23 protein-coding genes are annotated in these 25,712 nt (G+C 70.9%); 11 read left to right on the top strand and 12 right to left on the bottom strand.

The window, feature by feature from the left end; genetic code table 11:
* Window positions 1-76 precede the first annotated feature (76 nt).
* From IT072_RS10305 to IT072_RS10295, 3 genes are read left to right on the top strand one after another with little or no spacing between them, the layout of a single operon-like run.
* Entirely contained in the window at window positions 77-1,144 is a 1,068-nt protein-coding gene (locus IT072_RS10305) for an App1 family protein (protein ID WP_223360855.1), read from the top strand.
* Window positions 1,145-1,195: 51 nt separating this feature from the next.
* A complete protein-coding gene (locus IT072_RS10300) occupies window positions 1,196-2,275 on the top strand; it encodes a winged helix DNA-binding domain-containing protein (RefSeq protein WP_223360854.1) in 1,080 nt (359 codons plus the stop codon).
* A gap of 15 nt (window positions 2,276-2,290) precedes the next feature.
* Complete coding sequence (locus IT072_RS10295; RefSeq protein WP_223360947.1) at window positions 2,291-3,340, top strand: FUSC family protein; 1,050 nt, start codon at window positions 2,291-2,293, stop codon at window positions 3,338-3,340.
* Between the two features lie 19 nt (window positions 3,341-3,359).
* Here the strand turns inward: IT072_RS10295 and IT072_RS10290 are convergent, their stop codons facing one another.
* Window positions 3,360-5,126 carry a proline--tRNA ligase gene (locus tag IT072_RS10290; RefSeq protein WP_223360853.1) on the bottom strand — a complete coding sequence of 589 codons (1,767 nt, stop codon included), beginning with the start codon at window positions 5,124-5,126 and terminating at the stop codon, window positions 3,360-3,362.
* 69 nt (window positions 5,127-5,195) lie between these two features.
* Here IT072_RS10290 and IT072_RS10285 point away from each other — a divergent pair, with 69 nt between their 5' ends.
* Entirely contained in the window at window positions 5,196-6,626 is a 1,431-nt protein-coding gene (locus IT072_RS10285) for an RNB domain-containing ribonuclease (protein ID WP_223360852.1), read from the top strand.
* Between the two features lie 15 nt (window positions 6,627-6,641).
* Here the strand turns inward: IT072_RS10285 and ispG are convergent, their stop codons facing one another.
* The 4 genes from ispG to IT072_RS10265 all read right to left on the bottom strand — a co-directional run bounded on the left by ispG (window position 6,642) and on the right by IT072_RS10265 (window position 11,348).
* Complete coding sequence (ispG, locus tag IT072_RS10280) at window positions 6,642-7,781, bottom strand: flavodoxin-dependent (E)-4-hydroxy-3-methylbut-2-enyl-diphosphate synthase (RefSeq protein WP_223360946.1); 1,140 nt, start codon at window positions 7,779-7,781, stop codon at window positions 6,642-6,644.
* Between the two features lie 86 nt (window positions 7,782-7,867).
* Window positions 7,868-9,199: a M50 family metallopeptidase gene (locus tag IT072_RS10275; protein WP_223360851.1), complete on the bottom strand. Its 1,332-nt coding sequence runs from the start codon at window positions 9,197-9,199 to the stop codon at window positions 7,868-7,870.
* An 83-nt stretch (window positions 9,200-9,282) separates the two neighbouring features.
* Window positions 9,283-10,377 carry a 1-deoxy-D-xylulose-5-phosphate reductoisomerase gene (locus IT072_RS10270; RefSeq protein ID WP_223360850.1) on the bottom strand — a complete coding sequence of 365 codons (1,095 nt, stop codon included), beginning with the start codon at window positions 10,375-10,377 and terminating at the stop codon, window positions 9,283-9,285.
* Window positions 10,377-11,348 carry an FKBP-type peptidyl-prolyl cis-trans isomerase gene (locus IT072_RS10265; RefSeq protein WP_223360849.1) on the bottom strand — a complete coding sequence of 324 codons (972 nt, stop codon included), beginning with the start codon at window positions 11,346-11,348 and terminating at the stop codon, window positions 10,377-10,379. Before IT072_RS10265 ends, IT072_RS10270 begins: the two co-directional genes overlap by 1 nt.
* Window positions 11,349-11,451: 103 nt before the next feature.
* Here IT072_RS10265 and IT072_RS10260 point away from each other — a divergent pair, with 103 nt between their 5' ends.
* Both IT072_RS10260 and IT072_RS10255 read left to right on the top strand, forming a co-directional pair.
* Window positions 11,452-12,789 (top strand): aminotransferase class III-fold pyridoxal phosphate-dependent enzyme, encoded by a 1,338-nt coding sequence (locus IT072_RS10260; protein ID WP_223360848.1) that lies wholly within the window; start codon window positions 11,452-11,454, stop codon window positions 12,787-12,789.
* 6 nt (window positions 12,790-12,795) lie between these two features.
* The gene (locus IT072_RS10255) at window positions 12,796-13,653 is read left to right on the top strand and encodes a hypothetical protein (protein WP_223360847.1); all 858 of its coding nucleotides are present in this window, start codon (window positions 12,796-12,798) and stop codon (window positions 13,651-13,653) included.
* Window positions 13,654-13,680: 27 nt separating this feature from the next.
* On the opposite strand, the gene IT072_RS10250 is transcribed toward IT072_RS10255, so the two are convergent.
* Window positions 13,681-14,307: a response regulator transcription factor gene (locus IT072_RS10250; RefSeq protein WP_223360846.1), complete on the bottom strand. Its 627-nt coding sequence runs from the start codon at window positions 14,305-14,307 to the stop codon at window positions 13,681-13,683.
* Window positions 14,304-15,491 carry a sensor histidine kinase gene (locus IT072_RS10245; protein WP_223360845.1) on the bottom strand — a complete coding sequence of 396 codons (1,188 nt, stop codon included), beginning with the start codon at window positions 15,489-15,491 and terminating at the stop codon, window positions 14,304-14,306. The genes IT072_RS10250 and IT072_RS10245 overlap by 4 nt, the downstream gene beginning before the upstream one ends.
* Window positions 15,492-15,650: 159 nt before the next feature.
* Here IT072_RS10245 and IT072_RS10240 point away from each other — a divergent pair, with 159 nt between their 5' ends.
* The 3 genes from IT072_RS10240 (at window position 15,651) to IT072_RS10230 (ending at window position 18,260) form a co-directional block, all read left to right on the top strand.
* Window positions 15,651-16,721 (top strand): ABC transporter permease, encoded by a 1,071-nt coding sequence (locus IT072_RS10240; RefSeq protein ID WP_223360844.1) that lies wholly within the window; start codon window positions 15,651-15,653, stop codon window positions 16,719-16,721.
* Window positions 16,718-17,419 carry an ABC transporter ATP-binding protein gene (locus IT072_RS10235; RefSeq protein WP_223360843.1) on the top strand — a complete coding sequence of 234 codons (702 nt, stop codon included), beginning with the start codon at window positions 16,718-16,720 and terminating at the stop codon, window positions 17,417-17,419. Before IT072_RS10240 ends, IT072_RS10235 begins: the two co-directional genes overlap by 4 nt.
* A 79-nt stretch (window positions 17,420-17,498) precedes the next feature.
* A complete protein-coding gene (locus IT072_RS10230; RefSeq protein WP_442786795.1) occupies window positions 17,499-18,260 on the top strand; it encodes a lysophospholipid acyltransferase family protein in 762 nt (253 codons plus the stop codon).
* Window positions 18,261-18,340: 80 nt separating this feature from the next.
* Here IT072_RS10230 and IT072_RS10225 read toward each other — a convergent pair whose 3' ends face one another.
* The gene (locus tag IT072_RS10225; RefSeq protein ID WP_223360841.1) at window positions 18,341-18,814 is read right to left on the bottom strand and encodes an OsmC family protein; all 474 of its coding nucleotides are present in this window, start codon (window positions 18,812-18,814) and stop codon (window positions 18,341-18,343) included.
* Window positions 18,815-18,851: 37 nt separating this feature from the next.
* Between IT072_RS10225 and gabT the strand changes: the two genes are divergently transcribed.
* Together gabT and IT072_RS10215 are read left to right on the top strand one after the other, a co-directional pair.
* The gene (gabT, locus tag IT072_RS10220) at window positions 18,852-20,207 is read left to right on the top strand and encodes a 4-aminobutyrate--2-oxoglutarate transaminase (RefSeq protein ID WP_223360840.1); all 1,356 of its coding nucleotides are present in this window, start codon (window positions 18,852-18,854) and stop codon (window positions 20,205-20,207) included.
* Complete coding sequence (locus IT072_RS10215; protein WP_223360839.1) at window positions 20,204-21,211, top strand: asparaginase; 1,008 nt, start codon at window positions 20,204-20,206, stop codon at window positions 21,209-21,211. Before gabT ends, IT072_RS10215 begins: the two co-directional genes overlap by 4 nt.
* A gap of 74 nt (window positions 21,212-21,285) precedes the next feature.
* Here IT072_RS10215 and IT072_RS10210 read toward each other — a convergent pair whose 3' ends face one another.
* The 4 genes from IT072_RS10210 to IT072_RS10195 all read right to left on the bottom strand — a co-directional run bounded on the left by IT072_RS10210 (window position 21,286) and on the right by IT072_RS10195 (window position 25,489).
* Window positions 21,286-22,029, bottom strand: a complete 744-nt coding sequence (locus tag IT072_RS10210) for an ABC transporter permease (protein ID WP_442786804.1) — start codon at window positions 22,027-22,029, stop codon at window positions 21,286-21,288.
* 125 nt (window positions 22,030-22,154) lie between these two features.
* Entirely contained in the window at window positions 22,155-23,075 is a 921-nt protein-coding gene (locus tag IT072_RS10205) for an ABC transporter permease (RefSeq protein ID WP_223360837.1), read from the bottom strand.
* Window positions 23,076-24,275, bottom strand: coding sequence for an ABC transporter ATP-binding protein (locus tag IT072_RS10200; RefSeq protein ID WP_223360836.1), 1,200 nt, complete (start codon window positions 24,273-24,275; stop codon window positions 23,076-23,078). It abuts the gene before it with no gap.
* On the bottom strand, window positions 24,275-25,489 hold the full coding sequence (locus tag IT072_RS10195; protein ID WP_223360835.1) for an ABC transporter substrate-binding protein: 1,215 nt from the start codon (window positions 25,487-25,489) through the stop codon (window positions 24,275-24,277). The genes IT072_RS10200 and IT072_RS10195 overlap by 1 nt, the downstream gene beginning before the upstream one ends.
* Window positions 25,490-25,712: the final 223 nt, after the last annotated feature.

Here is a 25,712-nt window from a genome sequence, read left to right as displayed (position 1 = left end):
ACTCGCCGCAGAACCGCCCCCCAGATCTGGGGAGTGCGGAAATCGATCCTGCACTCCATGAGAGACTTGAATCTCTATGACCGCAACTCCCGATAAGCGCAGCGCCGCCGTCGAGCCCATCATGCACCGCGCGGCGCGTATCGAAGACGCTTTCCACGAGTTCCGGGCACGCCGCGCACGCCGACGCGGCTATCTGGCCACGGTCGTGCCGTACACCGGCTACGGCGCGCCGTCGTGGGTACGCATCCTGGGGCGGGTCGTGCTCGCCAGAGAGCCGCGGCCCGGCAGCCGCGCCGAGCGCAAGCACCGCAAGCGCGAGGAGTCCATCCGCGGATGGCGGTCCTTCGTCAGCGTGCCGGTCTCCGATGTCACCGTGACGATCGAGATCGAAGGCGACCGGCACACAGTCGAACCCGACCGTGGCGGCGTGATCGACACGGTGGTCCCCGTGCAGCTCGCACCCGGCTGGCACACCGTGCGCATGTCGACACCGGAGTCGGACCGCGTCTTCGAGGCGCCGATCTTCATCGTCGATCCGAAGGCCACCTTCGGCATCATCTCCGACGTCGACGACACCGTCATGGTGACCGCGCTCCCCCGCCCGCTGCTCGCGGCGTGGAACACCTTCGTGCTCGACGAGCACGCCCGCGTCCCCACCCCGGGCATGGCCGTCCTCCTGGAGCGCCTCGCCGGGACGCATCCGGGTACGCCGGTCATCTACCTCTCCACCGGGGCGTGGAACGTCGCCCCCACCCTGCGTCGCTTCCTCTCACGCAACCTCTTCCCGTCCGGCCCGCTGCTGCTCACCGACTGGGGACCCACCCACGACCGCATCTTCCGCAGCGGGCGGGAGCACAAGCGCACCAGCCTGGAGCGACTGTCGTCGGAGTTCCCCGGCCTCAAGTGGCTCCTCATCGGCGATGACGGGCAGCACGACGAGCAGCTCTACGGCGAGTTCAGCATCGCCCACCCCGACAACGTCGCCGGCGTCGCGATCCGGCAGCTGTCCGGCGGCGAGGCGGTCCTCGCGGGCGGCCGTTCGAAGGCCGACAAGCACAGCGAGCTCTCGGGCGCGCCCTGGGTCTACGCGCCGGACGGTGCCGGCCTGAGCGAGCAGCTCCGAGCGCACGGCCTGCTCCCCTGACGCCCTGACGCGTTCCCCGTCTCTGTCGGGCGTGTGCGGCAGACTGGGCGCATGCCTGCACGCCGCGCCGACCTGCTCCGCATGCGGCGCCTCGCGCACGCCATCGACGGCCCACGGGAGCAGACGCCCGCCGACGTCACCCGCCGGATGCTCGCCGTGCAGGCGCAGGACTTCGGAGCGGCCTGCTGGGCGATCGCCTTCCGCACCGTCGCGCCGTCGCGGAACGCTGTGCTGGCAGACCTCGACGCCGGCCGCATCGTGCGCTCGTGGCCCATGCGCGGAACGCTGCACTTCGTGCCGCCCGAGGACCTCCGCTGGATGCTCTCCGTCACCACGGAGCGGATGCTGGCGGGCCTCACCCGCCGGCACCGGCAGCTGGAACTCGAGCCGTCCGACTTCACGCGTGCCCGCGACCTCCTCACCTCCGCGCTGGCCGGGGGACGCGCGCTCAGCCGGGCCGACGCGATGGAACTCTGGGAGTCCGCGGGCATCGCCACCGGCGGCCAGCGCGGCTATCACCTGCTCTACTACCTCGCGCAGACCGGCGTGATCTGCTGGGGCCCCACGCTGCGGACGCAGCAGGCCCTCGTGCTTGTCGACGAGTGGGCGCCGCCCGAGCGCGCCCGCCGGCTCGACCCCGACGAGGCCGGCGCCGAGTACCTCCGGCGATACCTGGCCGGGCACGGTCCCGCCACCGTCAAGGACTTCGTCTGGTGGACCAAGGGCACGCTCGCCTCCGCGCGCGCCGCCGTCGCGATCCTCGGCGACGAGCTGACGACGCTCGAGGTCGACGGGGTCGAGTACCTGCTGGGCGCCGAACTCGCCGACCGGGCCGCCTCCCTCCCCGCGACGCGGTCCGAGCGCGGAGCCGTCCAGCTGTTGCCGGCTTTCGACGAGTACCTGCTGGGCTACCAGGACCGTGCGCCCGTCATCGATGACGCGCTCTTCGAGCGCGTCGTGCCCGGCAAGAACGGAGTGTTCTCCCCCGTCCTCGTCACGCAGGGGCGCGTGGCCGGCACCTGGCGGCGCGCGGGCACCGCCATCGAGACCGCTCCGTTCGAACCGCTGTCAGGTGCCCGTGCGGCTGCCGCGGAACGCGCGGCGGCCGCCTACCTCCGCTTCGCGGGCTAGCCTGGAAGCGTGGCCCTGAAACTCCCCGCCGGCATCCGCGCGTCGAGCCGCACCCCGTTCCCGCAGGTGCTGAAGACGGCCGTCGCGATGGTCCTGGCGTGGCTGGCGGCGAGCCTCATCGTGCCGGGAGAGCTGCCGGTCTTCGCGGCGATCGCCGCGCTCCTGGTGGTGCAGCCGAGCGTCAACCAGTCCGTCGGCCGCGCCATCGAGCGCTCGCTGGGCGTCATCGTCGGCGTACTCGTCGCGTATGCCGTCGGGATCGCCTTCGGCACCAACAGCTGGATCGTGCTGATCGCCGTCGTCGTCGCCGTGCTGCTCGCCTGGGTGCTCAAGCTGACGCCCGGGAGTGCGAACCAGGTGCCGATCAGCGCCATGCTGGTGCTCGCCATCGGCGCCTCCAACCCGGAGTACGCGTTCGCCCGCATCGGTGAGACGATCGTCGGTGCCGTGATCGGGGTGATCGTCAACATCGCGGTCGTCCCGCCGGTGCTCACAGCTCCCGCCCGCACCGCCGTCCTCGCGCTCGGCAACGAGCTCGCCGCCACGCTGGACCGACTCGCGCGCGCGATCACCAGCAGGCTCACCCCGGGCGAGCTGGACGCGCTGCTGATCGAGGCGCGGCTCCTGCGCCCGATGGAGACGAAGGCCGGGGCGGCGCTCACCGCCGCCCGCGAAAGCCTCACGCTCAACCCCCGGCAGGGCAAGCACCGCATCATGCTCGAGCATGACGAGGCGCTCTTCGCACGGCTGCGGCCGATCGTCACCCGCGCGGTCGGCATGACGCGCGCCTTCCACGACCACTACGACGACGGCCTGGTCGGCGAGCCGACGATGATCGCGATCGCCGAGGAGCTGAGCCGCTCCGCGCACGATCTGCGCCTGCTCAGCCGGGATCCCGACACTCCGATCGTCGAACCCGACACCGAGACGGCGGGCATCCCCGCATTGACGGCCCCGCTGGTGATCTCGACCCCGGACCCGCGGCACTGGGTGCTGCTGGGTTCGCTCGTGGAGGATCTCCGCCGCATCCACTCGGAGATCGCCGGGGATGACGAGGCCGCCTGAGCGGCCCCGTCATCCGCCGTTACGCGAGGAGCTGGGCGATGGCCTCCGCCAGCGGGAGCGTCTGGCGCTCGCCGGTGCGGCGGTTCCAGAGCTCGACCTCGCCCTCGGCCGCCCCGCGGCCCGCCACGAGCACGCGCGGGACGCCGATGAGCTCGGCGTCCCCGAACTTCACACCGGGCGAGACCTTGGGGCGATCGTCGAGGAGCACCTCGAGGCCGGCCCCCTCGAGCTCGGCGGCGGCCTCCTCGGCGACATCGAACGCGGCCTGGTCTCGGCCGGCGGCCACGACGTGCACGTCGAACGGCGCGACCGACTCGGGCCAGACGAGACCCTTGTCGTCGTTGTTCTCCTCGGCGATGATCGCCAGGATGCGCGTCACGCCGATGCCGTACGACCCCATCGTGACCGTGACCAGCTTGCCGTTCTCGTCCAGCACCTTGAGCCCGAGCGCCTCGGCGTACTTGCGGCCGAGCTGGAAGACGTGGCCGATCTCCATGCCGCGCGCGAGCTCGACGGGTCCGGAGCCGTCCGGGGCGGGGTCGCCCTCCTTCACCTCGGCCACCTCGACCACGCCGTCCCAGGCGAAGTCGCGACCGGCGACGAGGCCGAAGACGTGCTTGCCCTCGACGTTGGCGCCCGTGATCCAGCCCGAGCCGTCGACGACGCGCGGGTCCACGACGAAGCGGATCCCGGTCGCCGACTCCTCGCCCAGTGCGGCGCCCTCCGGCGACCAGGGGCCGATGTAGCCCTTGACCAGTCCCGGGTGCCTGGCGAAGTCCGCCTCCGTGGCCGGCTCGACGTCCGCCGGCGCGAAGGCGACCTCGGCGCGCTTGGTGTCGACTTCCCGGTCGCCCGGCACACCGACGACGACGAGTTCGCGGGTTCCGTCGAGGTGCGTCAGCGCGAGCACCACGTTCTTGAGCGTGTCGGCGGCGGTCCACGCGCGTCCGTCCGGACGCGGGTGCTTCTCGTTGGCGACATCGACGAGCGTCTGGATGGTCGGAGTGTTCGGCGTGTCCAGCACCTCGGCCGGGGTGAGCTTCTCGTACCCGCGGGTCGGAGGTGCGATGGTCGTGAACGCTTCGACGTTGGCCGCGTAGCCGCCGGCCGAGCGCACGAACGTGTCCTCGCCCACGACGGTCGGGTGCAGGAACTCCTCGCTGCGGGAGCCGCCCATCGCGCCGGCGTCGGCCTGCACGATCACGTACGACAGGCCGAGGCGCTGGAAGATGCGCTCGTATGCGTCGCGCTGGGCGAGGTAGCTCGCGTCGAGTCCCTCGTCGCTCGTGTCGAACGAGTAGGCGTCCTTCATCGTGAACTCGCGCCCGCGGAGGAGGCCGGCGCGCGGCCGGGCCTCGTCCCGGTACTTGTCCTGGATCTGGAAGATCGTCAGAGGGAGGTCCTTGTACGACGAGTACAGATCCTTCACCAGCAGCGTGAAGACCTCCTCGTGCGTGGGCGCGAGCAGGTAGTCGGCACCCTTGCGGTCCTGCAGGCGGAAGAGCCCCTCGCCGTACTCCTCCCAGCGATTGGTCACCTCGTACGGCTCGCGCGGGAGCAATGCCGGGAAGTGGACCTCGTGAGCGCCCGCGGCGGCCATCTCCTCGCGGATGATCGTCTCGATGCGGGCCTTGACCCGCAGACCGAGCGGCAGCCAGGCGAAGATGCCCGGCGCCTGGCGCCGGATGTAACCGGCGCGCACCAGCAGCTTGTGGCTGGTGACCTCGGCGTCGGAGGGGTCTTCGCGGAGCGTGCGGAGGAAATAGTTCGTCAGGCGTGTAGGCACCGTTCCATGTTAGAGGGCGGAGGGGGTACGCGGCGGCGGGCACGATGAGGCGAGGCATAGTCTGGCGGTATGCCCGACCGTCGCACCTCCATCGCCCCGTCCGCGGCGCAGAGCGAGCTCGCCGGCGCGTTGGCGGCGCTGCGCGCGACCCTGGAGCTGCCGGAGGAGTTCCCTGCGGCGGTGGAGTCCGAGGCGCGCCGGGCCGCCGCAGAGCCGGCGCTCCCCGACGCCGACCTGACCGCGATCCCGTTCCTGACGATCGACCCGGCGGGCTCGACCGATCTCGACCAGGCTCTGCATCTGGCGCGGGAGGGCGACGGCTTCCGGGTCCGCTACGCCATCGCCGACGTGCCTGCGCTGGTGCTCCCGGACGGCGCGGTCGACGGCGAGGCGCGACGACGGGGGCAGACGCTCTACGCCCCGGACGGCCGCGTCCCGCTGCATCCGGCGGCGATCGGCGAGCACGCGGGCTCGCTGCTGCCCGACCAGGTGCGGGGCGCATACGTCTGGGACATCGCCCTCGACGCGACCGGCCGCGAGGTCACGGCCTCCGTCGCGCGCGCGCGCATCCGCTCACGACGTCAGTGGTCCTACGCGGAAGCGCAGGCCGCGCTGGACGACGGCTCCGCGCCCGACGAGCTGGCTCTGCTGGCGGAGATCGGCCCGGCCCGCATCGAGCAGGAGCGCCTGCGCGGCGGCGCCAGCCTCAACCGGCCGGACGAGGAGATCGTGCTCCGCGACGGAGCCTACGCGATCGAACGCCGTGCGCCCCTGCCCGTCGAGGACTGGAACGCCCAGCTCTCCCTGTTGACGGGCATGGCGGCCGCGCGCATCATGCTCGACGCGCGCATCGGAATCCTGCGCACGATGCCCGCCCCCGCACCGGAGGCCGTGGAGGGCTTCCGGGCGCAGACCGTCGCACTGGGTCTTCCCTGGTCCGATGACGTGGACTACGGCGAGTACCTGCGCACCCTCGACCACGACCAGCCCCGCGCTGCGGCCGTCCTGCAGGCGGCGGCCGGGCTGTTCCGCGGTGCCGGCTACGTCGTTCTGGACGGCGAGGCGCCTGCGGACCCGCAGCAGTCCGCCATCGCCGCTCCGTACGCGCACACGACCGCTCCCCTGCGACGGCTCGTCGACCGGTGGGTGCTCGTCGTCTGTGAGGCTCTGTGCGCCGGCCGGCCCGTGCCGGTCTGGGCACGGGACTCGCTGAGCGCGTTGCCGTCGATCATGGGGGCCTCGACCCGGCTCGCCTCCCGCCTCGACTCGGAGGCGCTCGACCGCGTCGAGGCCGCTCTGCTGGCATCGCGCATCGGCGCGGTGTTCGATGCGACGGTGCTCGCGGTGCGCAACGGGACGATCAACGTGCAGCTCGCCGACCCGGTCGTGACCGCCACCGTCCCACGGCCGGACGGCGTGCGCCCGGGCGAGCGCGTGCGCCTGCACCTGGTCGCGGCGGACATCCCGACCGGGACCGTCCGGTTCGACGTCGTCGGATGACCGCCCCGCCGCGCCTCAGTGAGCGCCGACGGTGACCACGGGCTCCCCCGACGGGCCGCCCTCCTCGCCCATCTCGGCGGCGATGCGGTTGGCCTCCGCGATCAGCGTCTGCACGATCTCGGCTTCGGGGACGGTCTTGATGACCTCGCCCTTGACGAAGATCTGCCCCTTTCCGTTGCCGCTCGCAACGCCGAGGTCGGCCTCGCGAGCCTCGCCGGGGCCGTTCACGACACAGCCCATGACTGCGACGCGCAACGGCACGCTCATGCCCTCGAGCCCGCTCGTCACGTCGTTCGCCAGCGTGTAGACGTCGACCTGCGCCCGGCCGCAGCTGGGGCAGGAGACGATCTCGAGCTTGCGTTCGCGGAGGTTGAGCGACTGCAGGATCTGCAGGCCCACCTTGACCTCCTGGGCGGGCGGGGCCGAGAGCGAGACGCGGATCGTGTCGCCGATGCCCTCGGAGAGCAGGATGCCGAACGCGGTCGCCGACTTGATGGTGCCCTGGAACTCCGGCCCGGCCTCCGTGACGCCGAGGTGCAGCGGCCAGTCCCCTCGCTCGGCGAGCTGGCGGTACGCCTTGACCATCACGATGGGGTCGTTGTGCTTCACGGAGATCTTGAAGTCGTGGAAGTCGTGCTCCTCGAAGAGGCTGGCCTCCCAGACGGCGCTCTCGACGAGGGCCTCAGCGGTGGGCTTGCCGTACTTCTGCAGCAGGCTGGGCTCCAGCGACCCGGCGTTGACGCCGATACGCAACGAGACGCCCGCGGCCTTCGCGTAGGCGGCGATCTTGCCCACCTGGTCGTCGAACTTGCGGATGTTGCCCGGGTTCACTCGCACGGCCGCGCAGCCGGCGTCGATCGCCGCGTACACGTAGTTCGGCTGGAAGTGGATGTCCGCGATCACCGGGATCTGGCTCTTCTTCGCGATGATCGGCAGCGCCTCGGCGTCATCCCGGCTCGGCACCGCCACACGCACGATGTCGCACCCGGACGCGGTCAGCTCGGCGATCTGCTGCAGGGTCGCATTGATGTTCGTCGTCGGCGTCGTGCACATCGATTGCACGCTCACCGGGGCGTCGCCTCCGACGAGGACCTTTCCGACACGGATCTGACGGGACTTGCGACGGGGTGCGAGGGTCTCGGGGACCTTGGGCATCCCCAGATTGATTGCTGCCACCCGACAATCCTACGCGGGCCGGTGGGAACCGGCTGGGCGTCGGCGGGGAGTGGGCTCTGCGGGCGCTACCCGAACAGGTTGATCGGCTTGACGATGTCCGCGTAGGCGAGCAGGAGGCTCATGCCGCCGAGCACGATGACGACGGCGAAGGTGAGCGGCATCAGCTTGGCCATGTCGACGGGGCCGGGGTCGCGGCGGCGGAAGATCTTCGCGAAGCTGCGGCGGATGCCCTCCCAGAGGGCGCCGGCGATGTGGCCGCCGTCGAGAGGGAGCAGCGGAATCAGGTTGAAGACGAACAGTGCGACATTGAGCGAGGCGAGCAGGCCGATCATCGTGTAGGCCTTGTCCACGACAGGCACGCCGTCGAGGGCGGTCAGCTCGCCGGCCGCCCGGCCGATGCCGATGACACCAACCGGCCCGTTGGCGTCGCGCTGGCCGGAGCCGAACGCGGCGTTCCAGATGTCCACCATGCGCTCGGGGAGGTGGATCACGACGCCGAAGACCCCGCCGATCTGCGCCCCGACGGCGGGCAGCACCGACGTGATCGGCTGCGGCACCAGCTCCTGCACCGCGCCGATGCCGGCGAAGCCCGCCGAGTACGTCTCCACCTTTCCGTTCGCGTCCTTCACGACGAGACCGGCCGCGTCGATCTTGGCGACCTGGTTGGTGGCCGGCGTCAGGGTCACGGTGCGCTCGGCGCCGTCGCGGCGCAGGACGACGGAGAGCGAGCGTCCGGCCGACTCGCGGATGATCGTGGTGGACTGCGCCCAGGAGGTGATCGGTGTGCCGTCGATGCTCACGATGGTGTCGCCCGGCTTCAGCCCTGCCGCGGCCGCAGGACCCTGGGGATCGTCCGCCGAACAGGTCTGGCTGGTGCTGGAGGCGGGGATCACGCACTGGCTCACGCTGCCGACCGTCGTCGAGTTCTGCGGCGCTCCGAAGCCCATCAGGAGCACGCCGAACAGCACGACGGCGATGAGGAGGTTCATGAACGGGCCGCCGAACATGATGATGACGCGCTTCCAGACCGCGAGCCGGTAGAAGGTGCGCTCCTCCTCGCCGACCGCGACGGTCTCGGCGCTGGCGGTGCGCGCGTCCTGCGCCATGGACTGCATGAAGCCGGTGGTGGCGTTGCGGCCGGCTCCGCCCTGCTTGCCCGGGGGGAACATCCCGATCATGGAGATGTAGCCGCCGAGCGGGAGCGCCTTGACGCCGTACTCTGTCTCGCCGCGACGGAACGAGAACAGGGTCTTGCCGAAGCCGATCATGTACTGCGTGACCTTGACGCCGAACAGCTTGGCGGGGACCAGGTGGCCGATCTCGTGCAGCGCGATGGAAACACCGAGGCCGATCAGGATGATGACGACGCCGAGGACGAACAGGAGCACGGTTTCCACGCACTCAGGGTAGTGGCGGCCAGCTTGGAGCCAGCCGCTAGACACCTATGTGCGGGTCGGGTCCTGTACGTCCCGGCGCCGCCCTAGCGGGAGGCGATGAGGGCGTCCGCCTTCTCTCGCGCCCACGACTCCGCCGCCGAGAGCGCTGCGCGCGAGAGCTCGTCGACCGGATCGTGGGCGTCGACGACGCGCTCGACCGTGTCGAGGATGTCGAGGTAGCCGATGGCGCCCGCGTGGAAGGCGGCGACGGCCTGCTCGTTCGCGGCGTTGAAGACGGCCGGGTAGGTGGAGCCGGCGGTCCCGACGCGCTTCGCGAGGGCGACGGCAGGGAAGGCCTCGTGGTCGAGCGGCTCGAACGTCCACGTGTGGGCGGCGGTCCAGTCGAGCGGGACGCCGACCCCGGCCACGCGGTCGGGCCAGCCGAGGCCGAGCGAGATCGGGAGGCGCATGTCGGGGGGCGACGCCTGGGCGATGGTCGAGCCGTCCACGAACTCCACCATCGAGTGGACGACCGACTGCGGGTGCACGGTGACGTCGATCCGGTCGTAGGGCACATCGAACAGCAGGTGCGCCTCGATGACCTCGAGGCCCTTGTTGACGAGGGTGGAGGAGTTGGTCGTGACGACCAGGCCCATGTCCCACGTGGGATGGGCGAGGGCTTCGCGCGGCGTGACGTCGCGCAGGGACGCGCGGCTCCGCCCCCGGAACGGGCCGCCCGAGGCGGTCAGCACGAGCCGGCGCACCTCCTCCGCCGTGCCCGAGCGCAGCGCCTGCACGATCGCCGAGTGCTCGGAGTCGACGGGCACGATCTGGCCCGGAGCGGCGGCGCGCGTGACCAGCTCGCCGCCGACGATCAGCGACTCCTTGTTCGCCAGGGCGAGGCTCGCGCCGGTCTCCAGCGCGGCCAGCGTCGGACCCAGTCCCACCGACCCGGTGATGCCGTTCAGCACGACGTCCGCCTCGACGGAGCGCACGAGCCGCTCCGAGTCCTCGGCCCCGAGCGCGGTCTCGCGCACACCGAACCGCTCCGCCTGCGCGGCGAGGCCCTCGGCGTCGCGACCGGCCGAGAGGCCGACGACGGTGAAGAGATCGGGATTGGCAGCGACGACGTCGAGCGCCTGCGTGCCGATCGACCCCGTCGAGCCGAGGAGCACCACGCGTCGCGGTCGACCGGTCATCAGCGGGTGGTCTTCAGGATGTCGACGACGAACACGATGGTGTCCGTGCCCTTGATGTCGCCGTTGCCCGCGTCGCCGTAGCCGTCCGCCGGCGGGATGACGACGAGCACCTGCGAGCCGACCTTCTGACCCTCGAGGGCCTTCTTGAAGCCGACCACGACACCGGTGGTGGCGAACGACGTGGGCGCTCCGCGGCTCCAGCTGGAGTCGAACATCTCGCCGGTTCGCCAGATCACGCCCTTGTACTGCACGGTGACGGTGTCGCCGGGCTGGACCGTCTCGCCGTCGCCCTGCTTGAGCACCTCGAGCTCGGTCTGGGCCGGCGGGTCGGTCTTCGGGATGGTGATCGTCGGCTCGCCGGTCTTCGAGAGCTTCACGGTCGGGAACCCGGCCTTGGGCTCGACCGGGGTGCCGTTGGCGCGCGTCGGGAGCACGTCGACGAGGTCGGCGACGAAGACGACCGTGTCGGCCTCCTTGAGGCCGAGCTGGCTGATGTCGGCGTTGCCGAAGGCCTCTTTGGCCGTCGCCGTGAGCACGACGCGGGAGCCGACCGTGAGGCACTCGACGGCGCGCACGAGACCGGGGACGAACTTGGTGTCGTCGACGGTGATGGTCTGAGCGGCCTGCCCGTCGAAACCGGCGGACGTCGTCAGCTCCTTGCCGGTCGCGCCGTTGTAGGCGGCGAGGGCGATATCGACGCTCGAGCCCGCCTTCGCCTCTGCGCCGTCGCCCGTGATGACGACGCTGCGCTGGACATCGGTGGCCTTGAGCGGGGTCTTGAAGGTCACGGTCGGCGTCTTGCGGAAGTCGCCCTCCACCTTCACCGACTTCGAGGTGTCGCCCGCCTTCGTGTTCTGGCAGGTGGCCGCGGCCGCCGTGCTCGTGGCGGACGGCGCCGGGGACGAGGAGCTGCAGGCGGCCAGCCCGGCGACGACGAGGGTGGCGGTGAGGAGGGAGAGAGATCTGCGCACGATCGAACAGTCTGCCGTATCCGCCTAGGCCTCCGCTGACAGTCGGCTCCGTGCGGGGCCGCCGCGGCAGGACCGCGCCCGGTCGCCGCCTACGATAGAAGGCATGACCCGCGAATTCTCGGTTCCCCAGTCCCGCCATGTCGTCACCGCCCTCCCCGGCCCGCGCTCGCAGGAGCTGCAGCGCCGGCGCGAGGCCACGGTGAGCCGCGGCGCGGGAACGCTCGCGAACATCTACATGGAGTCGGGCTCGGGAGCGATCCTCGTCGACGTCGACGGCAACCGTCTGATCGACCTCGGCTGCGGCATCGGCGTCACCACGATCGGCCACGCGCACCCCGACGTCGCCGCCGCGGCGGCGGAGCAGGCGGCGAAGCTCACCCACACCCTCTTCACTGTCACGCCGTACGAGAACTACGTCCGTGTCGCCGAGAAGCTCGCGGAGATCACACCGGGCGACTTCGAGAAGCGCAGCATCCTCGTCAACTCCGGCGCCGAAGCGGTCGAGAACGCGGTGAAGTTCGCGCGCAAGTTCACGGGTCGCCGCGCGATCGCGACGTTGGACCACGCCTTCCACGGCCGCACCAACCTCACGATGGCCATGACGTACCGCCCCTGGCCGGAGCGCGCAGGCATGGGCCCGTTCCCCGGCGAGATCTACAGCGTCCCGATCAGCTACCCGTTCCGCGACCCGGAAGGGATGACCGGCGAGGAGGCGGCCGAACGCACGATCGACTACATCCGCACGCACATCGGCGCGACCGAACTCGCCGCGCTGTTCGTCGAACCCATCCAGGGCGACGGCGGCATCGTCATCCCGGCTCCGGGCTACTTCGCGCGCCTCTCGGAGTTCTGCACCGAGAACGGCATCGTCTTCGTGGCCGACGAGATCCAGGCCGGGATCGGCCGCACGGGCACGTGGTACTCCATCGAGCACCACGGCGTCGTCCCCGACCTCGTCACGAGCGCCAAGGGCATCGCGGGCGGCTTCCCCCTCGCGGCCGTCACCGGCCGTGCCGACATCATGGACTCCGTGCAGCCCGGCGGCGTCGGCGGCACCTTCGGCGGCAACCCCGTCTCGACCGCGGCCGCGCTCGCAGTCTTCGAGGCGTTCGAGAAGGAGGACCTGCTCGCCGAGGCGCGCCGCGTCGAGAAGGCCCTCTGGGCGCGGATCGGCGACTGGGCCGAGCGCTTCCCCGTCGTGGGCGAGGTGCGCGGAAAGGGTGCGATGTTCGGCATCGAGCTGGTCGTGCCCGGCACGACGACGCCGAACCCCGAGGCGCTGAAGGCGGTGCTCGCGCACGCCACCGCCAACGGCGTGATCCCGCTCGACGCCGGGAGCTGGGACAGCGTCCTGCGTCTGCTTCCGTCCGTCGTCATCAGCGAGGAGCTGATCGACGACGCGGCCACTGTTCTCGAAGAGGCCCTGGCGCAGCTCGGCTGACCGGAGATGCGGATCAGGCGCTGGCGGACGGCCGCCGCGGTCGTCATCGCGGCCGTCACGCTCGCCCTCGTGCCCGCGACCGGGGTGCTGGGGGCGGAACGCGCCGCCTTCGACCCCGGCGACATCATCAGCGACGACAGCTTCTTCAACCCGGACGCCATGACGACGGGCCAGATCCAGTCGTTCCTCGAGGCGCGCAGCTGCACGCCGAAGGACGGGGTGCCGTGCCTCGCCGACTACCGCGTCGACACGCCGCGCATCCCGGCGTCGGCCGACCGGTGCTCGGCGATCCCGGCGAAGAAGGGCGAGCGCGCCAGCAGCGTCATCGCGCGCGTGGCGCAGGCGTGCACGATCAGCCCGCGTGTGCTCCTCGTGCTGCTCCAGAAGGAGCAGTCCCTGCTCACCGCGCCGAGCGCCTCCGGCTATCAGAAGGCGACCGGATACGCCTGCCCGGACACCGCGGAGTGCGACAAGCGCTACTTCGGCTTCGTCAACCAGGTGTACCGGGCCGCCTGGCAGTTCCGCGAGTACACGGTGCACCCGGGCGACTGGCGGTACCGCATCGGGAGGAACGACATCCAGTTCCATCCCGACGCCTCCTGCGGGTCGAGCAGCGTGCGCATCGTGAACCAGGCGACGGCGAACCTCTACAACTACACGCCGTATCAGCCGAACGACGAGACGCTGGCCGCTCCGACCGGGCCGGCCGGCAGCTGCTCGACGTACGGCAATCTCAACTTCTCTCGTCTCTACACGCTGTGGTTCGGCGACCCGACGGCCGTGCGGTATCCGGGGTTCATGCTCCCGTGCCTCGACTACGTCGGCGGCTTCGGCTGCGCCCCCGTTCCCGGTCTGCGCGGCTGACGCCCGGTCTGCGCCGGTGACGCCCGGTCAGCGCAGGATGCCGCGCTCGCGGGCGGCGGCGACGGCGGCGGTGCGGGAGGTCACGTCGAGCTTGGTGAAGATGTGCGCCAGGTGCGACTTCACGGTCGTCTCGCTCACGAACAGCGCGCCGGCCACCTCCGTGTTCGTCCGGCCTGCGGCCACCAGGCGCAGCACCTCGATCTCCCGGGCGCTGAGACTGACCCGCGGTGCGCGCAGCCGGTCCAGGAGGCGGGACGCGATCACGGGGGCGAGCGCGCTCTCGCCGGCCGCCGCCGCGCGGATCGCGGCCGTCAGCTCGTGCGGCGGCGCGTCCTTGAGCAGGTATCCGCTGGCCCCGGCCTCGACCGCGCCCAGGATGTCGGCGTCCGAATCGTAGTTGGTCAGCACCAGCACGTAAGGTGCGGCGTCCAGCGCCCGGATGCGTCGCGTCGCGTCGGCTCCCCCGCCCTCCGCCCCCGGACCGAACTGCAGGTCCATCAGCACGACGTCGGGGTTCTCGCGCTCGGCCGCTGTCACCGCCTCGTCGGGGGTGGCGGCCTCCGCGACGACCGCGAGGTCGGGCTCGGCGGCGACGAGGGCGACCAGTCCCGCGCGAACGATGGGATGGTCGTCGGCCACGACGAGCCGGATCACGCGGAATCCTCGCTCGCGAGGAGGACCGTGAGAGTCGTTCCGCGCCCCGGTGCCGAATCGACCACCAGGGTGCCGCCCAGTTGCTGGACCCGCTCGCGCGTGGCGCGCAGCCCGAACGAGTCTGAGATGCCGGTCGGCTCGCCGGCGACCGCCACCGGGTCGAACCCGGCGCCGTCGTCCGACACCGTGAACCGGAGGCCGTCGGCGTCCGTGACGAGGTCGATCCTCGCCGACCGCGCGTGCGCGTGCTGCACGACATTGGCGACCGCCCCCTGGGCGATGCGCAAGAGCGCGGTCTGCACGTGCATCGGCAGCGGGACGGCGTCCGCGACCCGCACGGCGACCTCCAGCCCCTGGGACGCCCACTGCCCGTCCGCCAGCCGGCGCAGTGCACCGCCCAGGCCGCGGCCCTCCAGCTCCGGCGGAGCCAGCTCGCGGATGAAGCGCCGGGTGTCGGCGAGGGCGGTCGCCGCGGCCTCGCGCGCGAGGAGGACATGCTCCACCCCGGCGCCGTCGGGGTCGGCGCGCTCGGCGGCGTGCAGCAGCAGCTGGATGCTCGAGAGCCCCTGCGCCACCGTGTCGTGGATCTCGCGCGCGAGGCGAGCCCGTTCGGCGAGCACCCCGGACTCGTGCTCGGTCGCGGCGAGCTGGTCGCGCGTGTCGAGCAGCTCGCGCATCAGCGCCTCGCGCTCGGCGGCCTCCCGCGCCAACGCCTGGTAACCGAGCCCGATGAGGAGGGCGACGCCCGCCCCGACCAGCGGGCCGACGACACCGCCGACGGTCCACCCGCCGTGGACGCCCAGCGCGCAGACCGCAGCCGCCGTCGCCACCACGACGGCGACGGTCCCCCAGCGCGCTCCGAGCAGGTGCAGGAAGAGGAAGAACAGCGGGAAGACGAGGTACGCCGCCTCGGTGCTGAACCAGAGCAGGAGCGCCCATTCGAGGGTGAGCACGGTCAGCCACAGCAGGCCGACGGCGTCACGTCGTCTCGGCGCCGTGCGTGCCGCCACGCCGCCCGCCGCATACGTCGCGGCCAGGACGAGCGCGACCGCGACGATCACACCGCTCGACGCGGACGGCGCGACGAGGGCGCGCACCACCACGAGGCCGTCGAGCACGACGAACAGCACGTGCAGGCCGGTGCGCAGGCCCACGAAGACCGGGGTGAGCGCGGTGTGGGCCATGCGGCGACTCTACGCGGGAGCGGCTCCCACGGCATCGTCCGAAAGATGGAGCGCGCGGTCCATCGCGCGGTCGCCGACGCCCGTGCTGCCGGTCGATGTCCGTTCGCGGCGCCGCGGGAAGGCTGGAGGACGTCCCCGTCCCTGTCCGAAAGGCGCCTCATGTTCGTCGCACTGCGCGACCTCCGCTTCGCCCGCGGCCGCTTCCTCCTCATCGGCTCCGTCGTGGCCCTGATCACACTGCTCGTCGGCTTTCTGAGCGGTCTGACCGGAGGCCTCGCCACCCAGAACGTCTCCGCGGTGCTCTCGCTCCCCGGTGATCGGCTGGTGTTCTCGGCACCGGGCTCCGGTGACTCCGGTGCGACGTTCGCCGGCTCCGCCGTCACAGCGGGCCAGCAGCGGGCCTGGTCCGCGCGAGAGGGGGTGCGCTCTGTCGCGCCGATCGGCATCAGCCAGTCGCGGGCCGGGAGGGGGAACACGCGGGCCGCGGTCGCCCTGTTCGGGCAGACCGCGAACGGAGCCACCTCCGCGCCCGATCGGGACGGAACGGTCACGCTCTCGACCGGAGCGGCCGCCGCGCTCGACGCGAGGGTCGGCGACCGGCTCCGCATCGGCGGCCGCGACTACACGGTCGCCGAAGTCGGCGGAGACGATTGGTACAGCCACACCCCTGTCGTGCGGATGACGCTCGCGGATTGGCAGTCCTCCGCCGCCGCGACCGGAGCGCCGGACGCATACGCCACCGTGCTCGCCGTGTCGGGAAACCCCGACTGGGCCGCCTCCGACGCGGCGACGGGAACCGTGTCCGAGAGCATCATCGGCTCCCTCACCGCCCTGAGCTCGTTCCGGTCGGAGATCGGCTCGCTCCTGCTGATGATCGCCCTGCTCTTCGGCATCTCGGGACTCGTCGTCGGCGCGTTCTTCACTGTGTGGACGCTCCAGCGCGCGGGCGACATCGCCGTGCTCAAGGCCCTCGGCGCCGGCACCGGCACGCTGATCCGGGATGCGCTCGGCCAGGCGCTGGTCGTGCTCGTCCTCGGCATCGGCGTCGGCCTCGCACTGGTGGCGGGCCCCGGAGCCCTGGCCGGCGGCGCACTCCCCTTCCTCCTCAGTCCGCTCACCACTCTCGTCCCGGGGGCGATCCTCGTCGTCCTCGGGCTCGCCGGAGCGGCGTTCGCGCTCCGGTCCGTCACCTCCGCCGACCCCCTCACCGCACTCGGGAGCAACCGATGATCCGCCTCGACGACGTCACCCTCACCTTCCCCGACGGCGACACGCGCGTCACCGCCGTCGACCACGTCAGCCTGACCGCCCGCCCCGGCACCGTGACCGGGATCACCGGACCGAGCGGGTCGGGCAAGTCCAGTCTGCTCGCCGTCGCCTCCACCCTCATCCGGCCCGACTCCGGCACCGTCGTCATCGGCGAGGTCGACGCCACGCGGCTCGACGCGGCGGAGGCGACCGAGCTCCGGAGGACGAGCATCGGGATCGTCTTCCAGCAGTCGAACCTCCTTCCCGCGCTCATCGCGCGCGAGCAGCTGAGGCTGATGGGCGAGCTCGGCGGACGTCGACGCGCGCGCCGCCGCGCCCGCCTCGCCGCTGCGCGGCGAGCGGACGACCTGCTCGACGCCGTCGGTCTCGGCGCACAGCGGGACAAGCGTCCGCACCAGCTCTCGGGAGGCCAGCGCCAGCGGGTCAACATCGCGCGCGCCCTCATGAACGAGCCGGTCGCCCTCCTCGTCGACGAGCCGACCAGCGCCCTCGATCAGGAGCGCGGCGCCGAGATCATCGAGCTGCTGCTGCGGCTCACGGCCGAGCGCGACGCCGCCACCCTCCTGGTGACCCACGACGTCGTCCACCTCCCGAGGATGCATCGCGTGGTGCGGCTCGTGGACGGTCGGCTCGAGCAGGCGCCGGCCGTCACCGGGTGACGGCCGGCGCGTCCCGGCCTCGATCCGCCCGAGCACGGCGCGCATGCTCGCGGTGGAATATGCGCCGGACTACCCTCGAATGGTGACGATCCACGAACCCGACGACGGGCAGGCCCCGGTGCAGCGGCCCGGTGCGCTCTACTACGTCGGCCGGTGGATCCTCGCCCCCATCGCCAAGCTGATCTACCGGCCCCGGGTGGTCGGCCGCAAGAACGTCCCGCGGCATGGCAAGGTCATCCTGGCGAGCAACCACCTGTCGTTCATCGACTCGATCCTCATCCCCGTCACCTCGCCGCGTCGCGTGCAGTTCCTGGCGAAGTCCCACTACTTCGAGGGGACCGGCGTGAAGGGCCGCATCTCCCGCGCCTTCTTCACCGCCATCGGCGCGGTCGGTGTGAAGCGCGGCGCCGGTCAGGCGGCGCAGGAGGCGCTCGAGCAGTCCCGACGGATCATCGACACCGGGTCCGCGTTCGCGCTCTACCCGGAGGGCACCCGCTCCCTCGACGGCCGCCTCTACAAGGGCCGGACCGGTATCGGCTGGCTGGCTCTCACCACCGGCGCCAAGGTCGTGCCGGTCGGACTCATCGGCACCGACGAGATGCAGCCGGTCGGAGCAAAGTTCCCGCGCATCCGCCGCGTCACCGTCGCCTTCGGCGAGCCGCTCGACCTGGCCCACTACGGCCCGGCGGAGTCGGGGCGCGCCCGACGTCAGGCGACCGACGAGATCATGACCGCCATCCACGCCCTCACCGGGCAGGAGCTCGCCGGCGCCTACAACGAGGCGCCACCGGCCAACCCGGTCGAGCGCGTGAAGCGGGTCCTGCACCCCGAGCGCCTCTGAGCCACGAGATTCGTGACGAATGTCGCCTCCACCGCGCGCATTCCGGCGATTCGTGACGAATGCGTGCCGGAGTTCGGCGCTCAGGCCAGGGTCAGGAGTTCCGGCTCGTGGTGCACCGGGAAGTTCACGCTCGCGGCGATGAAGCACTTCTCCGACGCGGGCTTGTGCAGGGCCGCCGCCAGTTCGCGCTGAGCGGGGTCCGCGACCGTCACCCGCGGGTGCAGCGTCGCCTCGGTGAAGTGCCCTCCCCCGTTCGCCGTCTGCTCCATCGTCCCCGTCGCGGCATCCGTGTAGCCGACGACCACCACGCCCGCTCGGGCGGCCTCCGCGAGATAGCTCAGCATGTGGCACTGGGCCAGCGCGGCGAGCAGCAGCTCCTCCGGGTTCCAGCGGTCGCGGTCTCCGAAGAACGCACGGTCCGCCGAGCCCTCGAGCGGGTGCTTGCCTTCGGCGCTGATCACGTGGTCGCGGCCGTAGTCCTTGTAGCCGCTGGTGCCGCTCCCCCGGTTGCCCGTCCACTGCAGGTCGATCGCGTAGCTGTGCTCGAGTCTCATGGTTCGATTCTGGCACCGCGGCTAGAATCGGAGCATCATGACTGACACTCTGAACGCGCCCGTCTTCACCGTTCCGCAGGAACGCCGCATCGTCACAGCCGTGCCCGGCCCCGCCTCCGTGGCGCTGCACGAGCGACGTCTCGCCGTGGTGCCGACGGGTGTCTCCTCTGCGCTGCCTGTGTACATCGCCCGCGCCAACGGCGCCATCCTGGTCGATGTCGACGGCAATCAGTTCGTCGACTTCGGCGCGGGTATCGGCGTCACCACGGTCGGTCACACCGAGACGGCCGTCGTGTCCGCCGCTGCCGAGCAGCTGCAGGACGTGATCCACACGCTCTTCACGATCACGCCGTACGAGGAGTACGTGCGGGTGGCGGAGCTGCTCGCGGCGCACACGCCCGGCGACCACGCCAAGAAGACCGTGCTCGTCAACTCCGGCGCGGAGGCCGTGGAGAACGGCGTCAAGATCGCCCGCAAGCACACGGGCCGCCGGGCCGTCGCCGTGCTCGACCACGCGTACCACGGCCGCACCAACCTCACGATGGCCATGAACTACAAGGCCGCACCTTACGCCACCGGCTTCGGCCCGTTCGCGGGCGACGTCTACCACGCCCCGAACTCCTACCCCTACCACGACGGTCTGACCGGCGCGGAGGCCGCGGCCCGCACCATCGCCTACCTGGAGAAGGTCGTCGGCGCGTCGGACCTCGCCTGCCTCGTGGCGGAGCCGATCCAGGGCGAGGGCGGCTTCATGGTCCCGGCGGACGGCTACCTCCCGGCGCTGCAGGAGTGGTGCACGGCCAACGGCGTCGTCTTCATCGCCGACGAGATCCAGAGCGGAATGGCGCGCACCGGCGCGTACTTCGCGAGCGAGCACTTCGGCCTCGTGCCTGACCTCGTGCTCAGCGCCAAGGGCATCGCGGGAGGCCTCCCTCTCGCCGCCGTCACGGGCCGCGCCGAGATCATGGACTCCGCCCAGCCCGGCGGGCTCGGGGGCACGTTCGGCGGCAACCCGGTCGCCGCTGCCGCCGCCGTCGCCGTCTTCGACGAGATCGAGAAGAACGACCTCCTCGCCGAGGGGCGCCGCATCGAGGCCTCCCTCACCGCGGGCCTGCGCGGCCTGCAGGAGAAGTACGACATCATCGGCGAGGTACGCGGCATCGGCGCGATGATCGCGATCGAGCTCGTCCAGCCCGGGACGGCCCAGACCACGAAGCTGCCCAACGCGGACGCGGTCTCGAAGATCGTGGCGTACGCCGCGCAGCAGGGCGTGCTCCTGCTCAATGCGGGCACCTATGGCAACGTGCTTCGCTTCCTGCCGAGCCTCGCCGTGTCCGACGAACTCATCGCCGACGCGATCTCCGTGATCGACGACGCCTTCGCCGCCCTGTGAGCCCCGTCGTGGACGCCGCCGTCTTCTCGGGGGCCGAGGCCGTCGAGCTCGCCGTGGTCGAGCGGAGCGGGTTCGTCGAGTCGCGGCACGTCGGCTCGGCCGTCGTTCTCGGGCCTGACGGCGCTGTGGCCCGTCGGCTCGGGGCCCCGGAGAGGCCGGTCTTCCCGCGCTCGACGATGAAGCCGTTCCAGGCCGTCGCCATCCTCGGCGCGGGAGTGCCGCTGGAGGGCGCGCGGGCGGTGCTCGCGACCGCCAGCCACGCGGGGACCCCCGCGCACCTCTCCGTCGTGCGCAGCATCCTCGCGCAGGCCCAGCTCACCGAGGACGCCCTGCTCTGCCCGCCGGACTGGCCGCTCGACTCCGCTGCGCGCGACGACGCCATCCGCGCCGGCGAGCAGAAGCAGCCGCTGTTCATGAACTGCTCCGGCAAGCACGCCGCGATGCTCGTCGCGTGCCGGGTCAACGGCTGGCCGCTCGAGAGCTACCTCGACCCGCAGCACCCGCTGCAGCACCGCATCCGCGACACCGTCGAGCGCCTCACCGGGGAGAAAGTCGTGGCGACGGGCGTGGACGGCTGCGGCGCCCCGGTGCACGCCATGTCGCTCGTGGCCCTCGCGCGCGGCATCCAGCGCATCGCCACGGCCTCCGACGGCTCACCGTTCGCGCTCTACCGCAACGCCGCGCTCCTCACGAACGCCGTGCTCGCGGACGGCTGGGCGATAGACGGCCCCGGACGGTCGAACACCGTGGTCATCGACGAGCTCGGCGTCTTCGCGAAGGGCGGGGCGGAGGGCGTCATGGTCATGGCGACCCCCGACGGCACGACCGTCACACTCAAGATGCTGGACGGCAGCCTCCGCGCGGCGACCATCGTGGCGCTCTCCCTCCTGGCCGACGCCGGAGCGATCGACCGAGCCGCGGTCGACGCGCTCGCCCCGAAGCTCGACCTGGCCGTCCTCGGCCGCGGCGAGCCGGTCGGCGAGATCCGCGCCGCCTACGTCTGACCACACGCACGCACTGTCCGGGCCCGGCAGCGTCCGCTGTCGGGCCCGAACGGCTGTAGGGGTCGCGTCCGCGTCTACTGCGTCGCGCGCGCCAGGCGCCGCGCCCGGGCGGCCGCGCTCAGCTGCGAGATCAGCACCACCAGGATCGTGATGATGAACACGGCCGACGCGATCACGTTCGCCTGGGCCGGGATGCCCCGGGATGCGGCGATGTAGATGTACATCGGGAACGTCGTCACCGCGCCCGCGTTGAAGTTCGTGATGATGAAGTCATCGAAGCTCAAGGAGAACGAGAGCAGCGCGGCGGAGAGGATGCCCGGCAGGAGCAGCGGGAAGGTGATCCGCCAGAACACGGCGTTGGGCGAACCGTAGAGGTCGCGCCCCGCCTCCTCCAGCGCCGGGTCCAGGCTCGCGACGCGCGCCTTCACCGTCACGACCACGAAACTGATGCAGAACATCACGTGGGCGATGATGATCGTGCCGAAGCCCTTGTTCACGCCGAGGCTGAGGAACTGGGCTGCCAGCCCCGCGCCGAGCACGACCTCCGGACTCGCCATCGGCAGGAACAGCAGCAGACTGGTCTGCGACCGGAACCGGAACCGGTAGCGCATGAGCGCGATCGCGATCATGGTGCCGAGCGCCGTGGCGATCACCGTCGAGACGAGACCGATGACGATGCTCGCCATGAACGCGTCGCAGATGCCGGCGGCGTCGCACACGTTGGTCCAGTTGCGGAGGGTGAATCCGCGCCACGCGATGTTGTTCTTGATCGCGTCGTTGAAGGAGAAGACGAACGTGTACACGATCGGGATGAGCAGGAAAGCGAGCGCGAGGAAGGCGTATACTCCGAGCCCGAGGCCCTGGAAGCGGAACCGACGCGCGCGGGATACCCTCTGCCCGGCAGTGGGGTCGCCCGCGGCGGGCGCCGTCGGTGCGGTCGTCGTCACAGCAGGTCCTCCGTTCCGCTCCGCCGCACGTAGACGCCGACGATGACGAGGATGACGGCCATGAGGATGACCGACATCGCGGCAGCGGCGGGGTAGTTCTGCAGCACGAGGAAGTTGCTCTCGATGACGTTGCCCATCATCGAGGTGTCCGCCGCGCCGAGGAAGTCCTGCGACGCGTTGATGTAATCGCCCGCCGCCGGGATGAACGTCAGGAGCGTGCCCGAGACGATGCCCGGCATCGAGAGCGGCACGGTCACCTTCCGGAACGTCGTCCACGCGTTCGCGTAGAGGTCCTGCCCCGCCTCCAGCAGCCGGACATCGAGGCGCTCCAGCGTGGAGTAGAGCGGCAGCGTCATGAACGGGATGAAGTTGTACGTCAGACCGAAGATGACCGAGAACGGCGTCCCCGTGATGTGCGCGTCCGGCGGGAGGATCGAGAGGGCCTTCAGCGAGCTCGCGATCCACGCGTCGTCACTCAGGATCGACTTCCACGCCAACGTCCGCAGCAGGAAGCTGATGAAGAAGGGGGCGATCACGAGCGTCATCAGGAGGTTCTGCAGCACCGCCCTCCCCCGCATCTTCACTCCGATGAAGTAGGCGAGCGGGTAGCTGATCACCAGCGCCGCCGCCGTCGCGATGAGCGCGTAGACGAATGAGCGGATGATCTGCGGCCAGTACTCCGAGATCGCGTCCGTGTAGTTGCTCCACTGGAACGCGGCCTGGTATTGCCCGATGTCGCCGTCGGGCACCGGGGCCTGGAAGGAGGTGATGATGAGCGACACGAGCGGCGTCAGGAAGAACAGCACGAGGTACAGCACGCCCGGCAGCAGCAGCACGAGTGCGATGCCGCTGCGCCGGCGGACGGCGGGCTCGGCGTCCTGGGTGGGCGGCGGCCCGGTGAAGGCGGCGAGGGCCATCTACGCCTCCTCCAGCTCCGTGAGCATCCGCTCGCGCGCCTGGGCGGCCATCGCCTGCGTGTCCGTGTCGTCCACGAAACGGCCGTCGGCCGGCGGCTCGTCGCCGAGGACGAAGGTGTGCGCCGCGTCCCAGGCGACCCAGGCGGTGGCGCCGAGCGCGGCGACCGGGCCGGCGTGCATGTTCTGCGCGAACACGATCACCGTGCCGAGGCCCGGGATGTCGACCAGATACTGCGTGCTGACGCCGCTGAACGAGACGTCCGTGACGCGACCCGGCCCGAGGGCGTTCGCGCCGGAGGGGATGGTGTCCGGGGTCTCGTGCAGGGTGAGCTTCTCCGGCCGCACCCCCACGGTGACCAGGCCGCTCTCCCGCTGGGCCCGCGACCGCGGGACGCGCACGCGATGACCGCCGACCTCCACGCCGACCGCGTCGGCCGTCGACTCCTGCACCCGCCCGACGAACAGGTTCGACTGCCCGAGGAAGTTGGCGACGAAGACCGTCGCGGGCAGCTCGTAGAGCACTTCCGGCGCACCCATCTGCTCGATGCGACCCTTGTTCATCACGGCGACGGTGTCGGCCATGGTCATGGCCTCCTCCTGGTCGTGGGTCACGTGAACGAACGTCAGGCCCACCTCGGTCTGGATGGACTTCAACTCCAGCTGCATCTGCCGGCGCAGCTTGAGGTCCAGCGCGCCGAGCGGTTCGTCGAGCAGGAGGAGCGCCGGTCGGTTGACCACGGCGCGGGCCAGGGCGACACGCTGCTGCTGACCTCCCGAGAGCTGCGCGGGCCGACGCGCGGCGAGGTGGTCGAGCTCCACCAGCCGCAGGGCTTCGTGCGCCTTCGCGACCGGGTCGCCGATCTTGCGGCGGCGCAGCCCGAACGCCACGTTCTCGAGGATGGTCATGTGCGGGAAGAGGGCGTAGCTCTGGAACACCGTGTTGACCGGCCGCTGGAACGGCTTGGTCGTGGTGACGTCCTTTCCGCCGATCAGGATCTGACCCGCCGTCGGCTCCTCCAGGCCCGCGACCAGGCGGAGTGTCGTGGTCTTGCCGCAGCCGCTCGGTCCCAGGAGGGCGAAGAACGACCCGGCAGGGATGGTGAGGTCGAGCTCCTCGATGGCGGTGAAGCCCGGGAAGCGCTTGGTGATGCCGGCGAGGCGCAGGTCGGCTCCCGACTCGGCGAAGACTCCCTTCGGCATCAGGCCCCCAGGATCACTTTCTGGAACGCCGCCTGGTACTTCTGCTCCTCCGCCGTGCTGAGCGAGCGGAAGATGTGCGCCTTCGACAGCGTGGAGGCGTCCGGGAAGATCAGCTGGTTGTCGGCCAGGTCGGGGTCGATGGCGACCGCGGCCTCCTTGGCGCCCTCGACCGGGGTGATGTAGTTGACCCACGCGGCCACCTCGGCGGCGACCTCCGGCTGGTAGTAGTAGTCGATCAGCTTCTCGGCGTTCGCCTTGCGGGGCGATCCGATCGGGATGACGAAGTTGTCGCTCCAGAGAGTGCCGCCCGCCTCCGGGAGCACGAACTCCCAGTTGTCCCCCGCCTCGGCGTTCAGCTGCGTGATGTCGCCCGACCAGCAGATCGCGGCCAGCGTGTCGCCGCTCTTGAGGTCGTTCAGGTAGGAATTGCCCTTGATGTTGCGGATCTGGCCGTCGCTCACCTTCGTGGTGAGCGTGTCGATCGCCTTCTCGAACTCCGTGTCCGAGAAGTCCTTGGAGATGTCCACCCCTTGCTGCAGGAGGATCAGGCCGACGGTGTCGCGCATCTCGCTGAGGACGCCGACCTTGCCCTTGAGCTCCGGCTTCCACAGGTCGTCCACTGACTTCAGGCCCTGCGGGAGCTTCTCCTTGTTCCAGCAGATGCCGGCGAAACCGCTCTGCCACGGGAGAGACTTCTTGCGTCCCGGGTCGAAGTCGATGTCCTGCAGATTGCTGACGAGGTTCTTCTTGTTCGGGATGGCGCTCTCGTCGAACGTCTGCACGTAGCCGAGCCGGATCCAGCGCGCGATCATCCAGTCCGTGAGGCAGACGGTGTCGGCACCGATGTCCTTCCCGAGCGCGAGCTGGTCCTTGACCTTGGCGTAGTACGTGTTGTTGTCGTCGACGGCGACGTCGTACTTGACCTTCAGCCCGCTCTGCTTCTCGAACGCCTGAAGGGTCGGGTACCCGCCGTTCTCGTCCTGGTCGAGGTAGGCCTGCCAGTTGGCCCACGTCATCGTCTTGTCCGACGACGACTGGTCCTTCGCCGCGGTCGGCTTGCTGGAGGCTCCGCCGGTCGAGCAGGCCGCGAGGGCCAGAGTGGCGGCGCCGGCGCCGAGCCCGGCGAGGAGTCCGCGGCGCGAGAGCTGCGACGCGCGGGCGGACTGCACGAGCTGACGGATCATCGGGTCTTGCGGGAGGGGCCCGGGATTCACTGCGGGTGCTCCTTCGGGGCTCGAACACGGACCACTGGGCGACGCCTGAGACGAGTCACATCGGCGTGCCGTCGCGGTGGGGTCGATACTGGCACAGGACGCAGCGATCCGCACCAGAAAGGGGCCGAATCGTCGGATCGGAAACACAAACTTTACGAAATCCGTTTCGATCCGGTCGATTCGCCCGGGAAACCGTCGTCCGCGGCTCCCCACGTCATCACTG

Source organism: Leifsonia sp. ZF2019 (assembly GCF_019924635.1).
GTDB lineage: Bacteria > Actinomycetota > Actinomycetes > Actinomycetales > Microbacteriaceae > Leifsonia.
The sequence above is the reverse complement of the archived record's forward strand: the minus strand, read 5'-3'. Positions and strand labels throughout refer to the sequence as shown.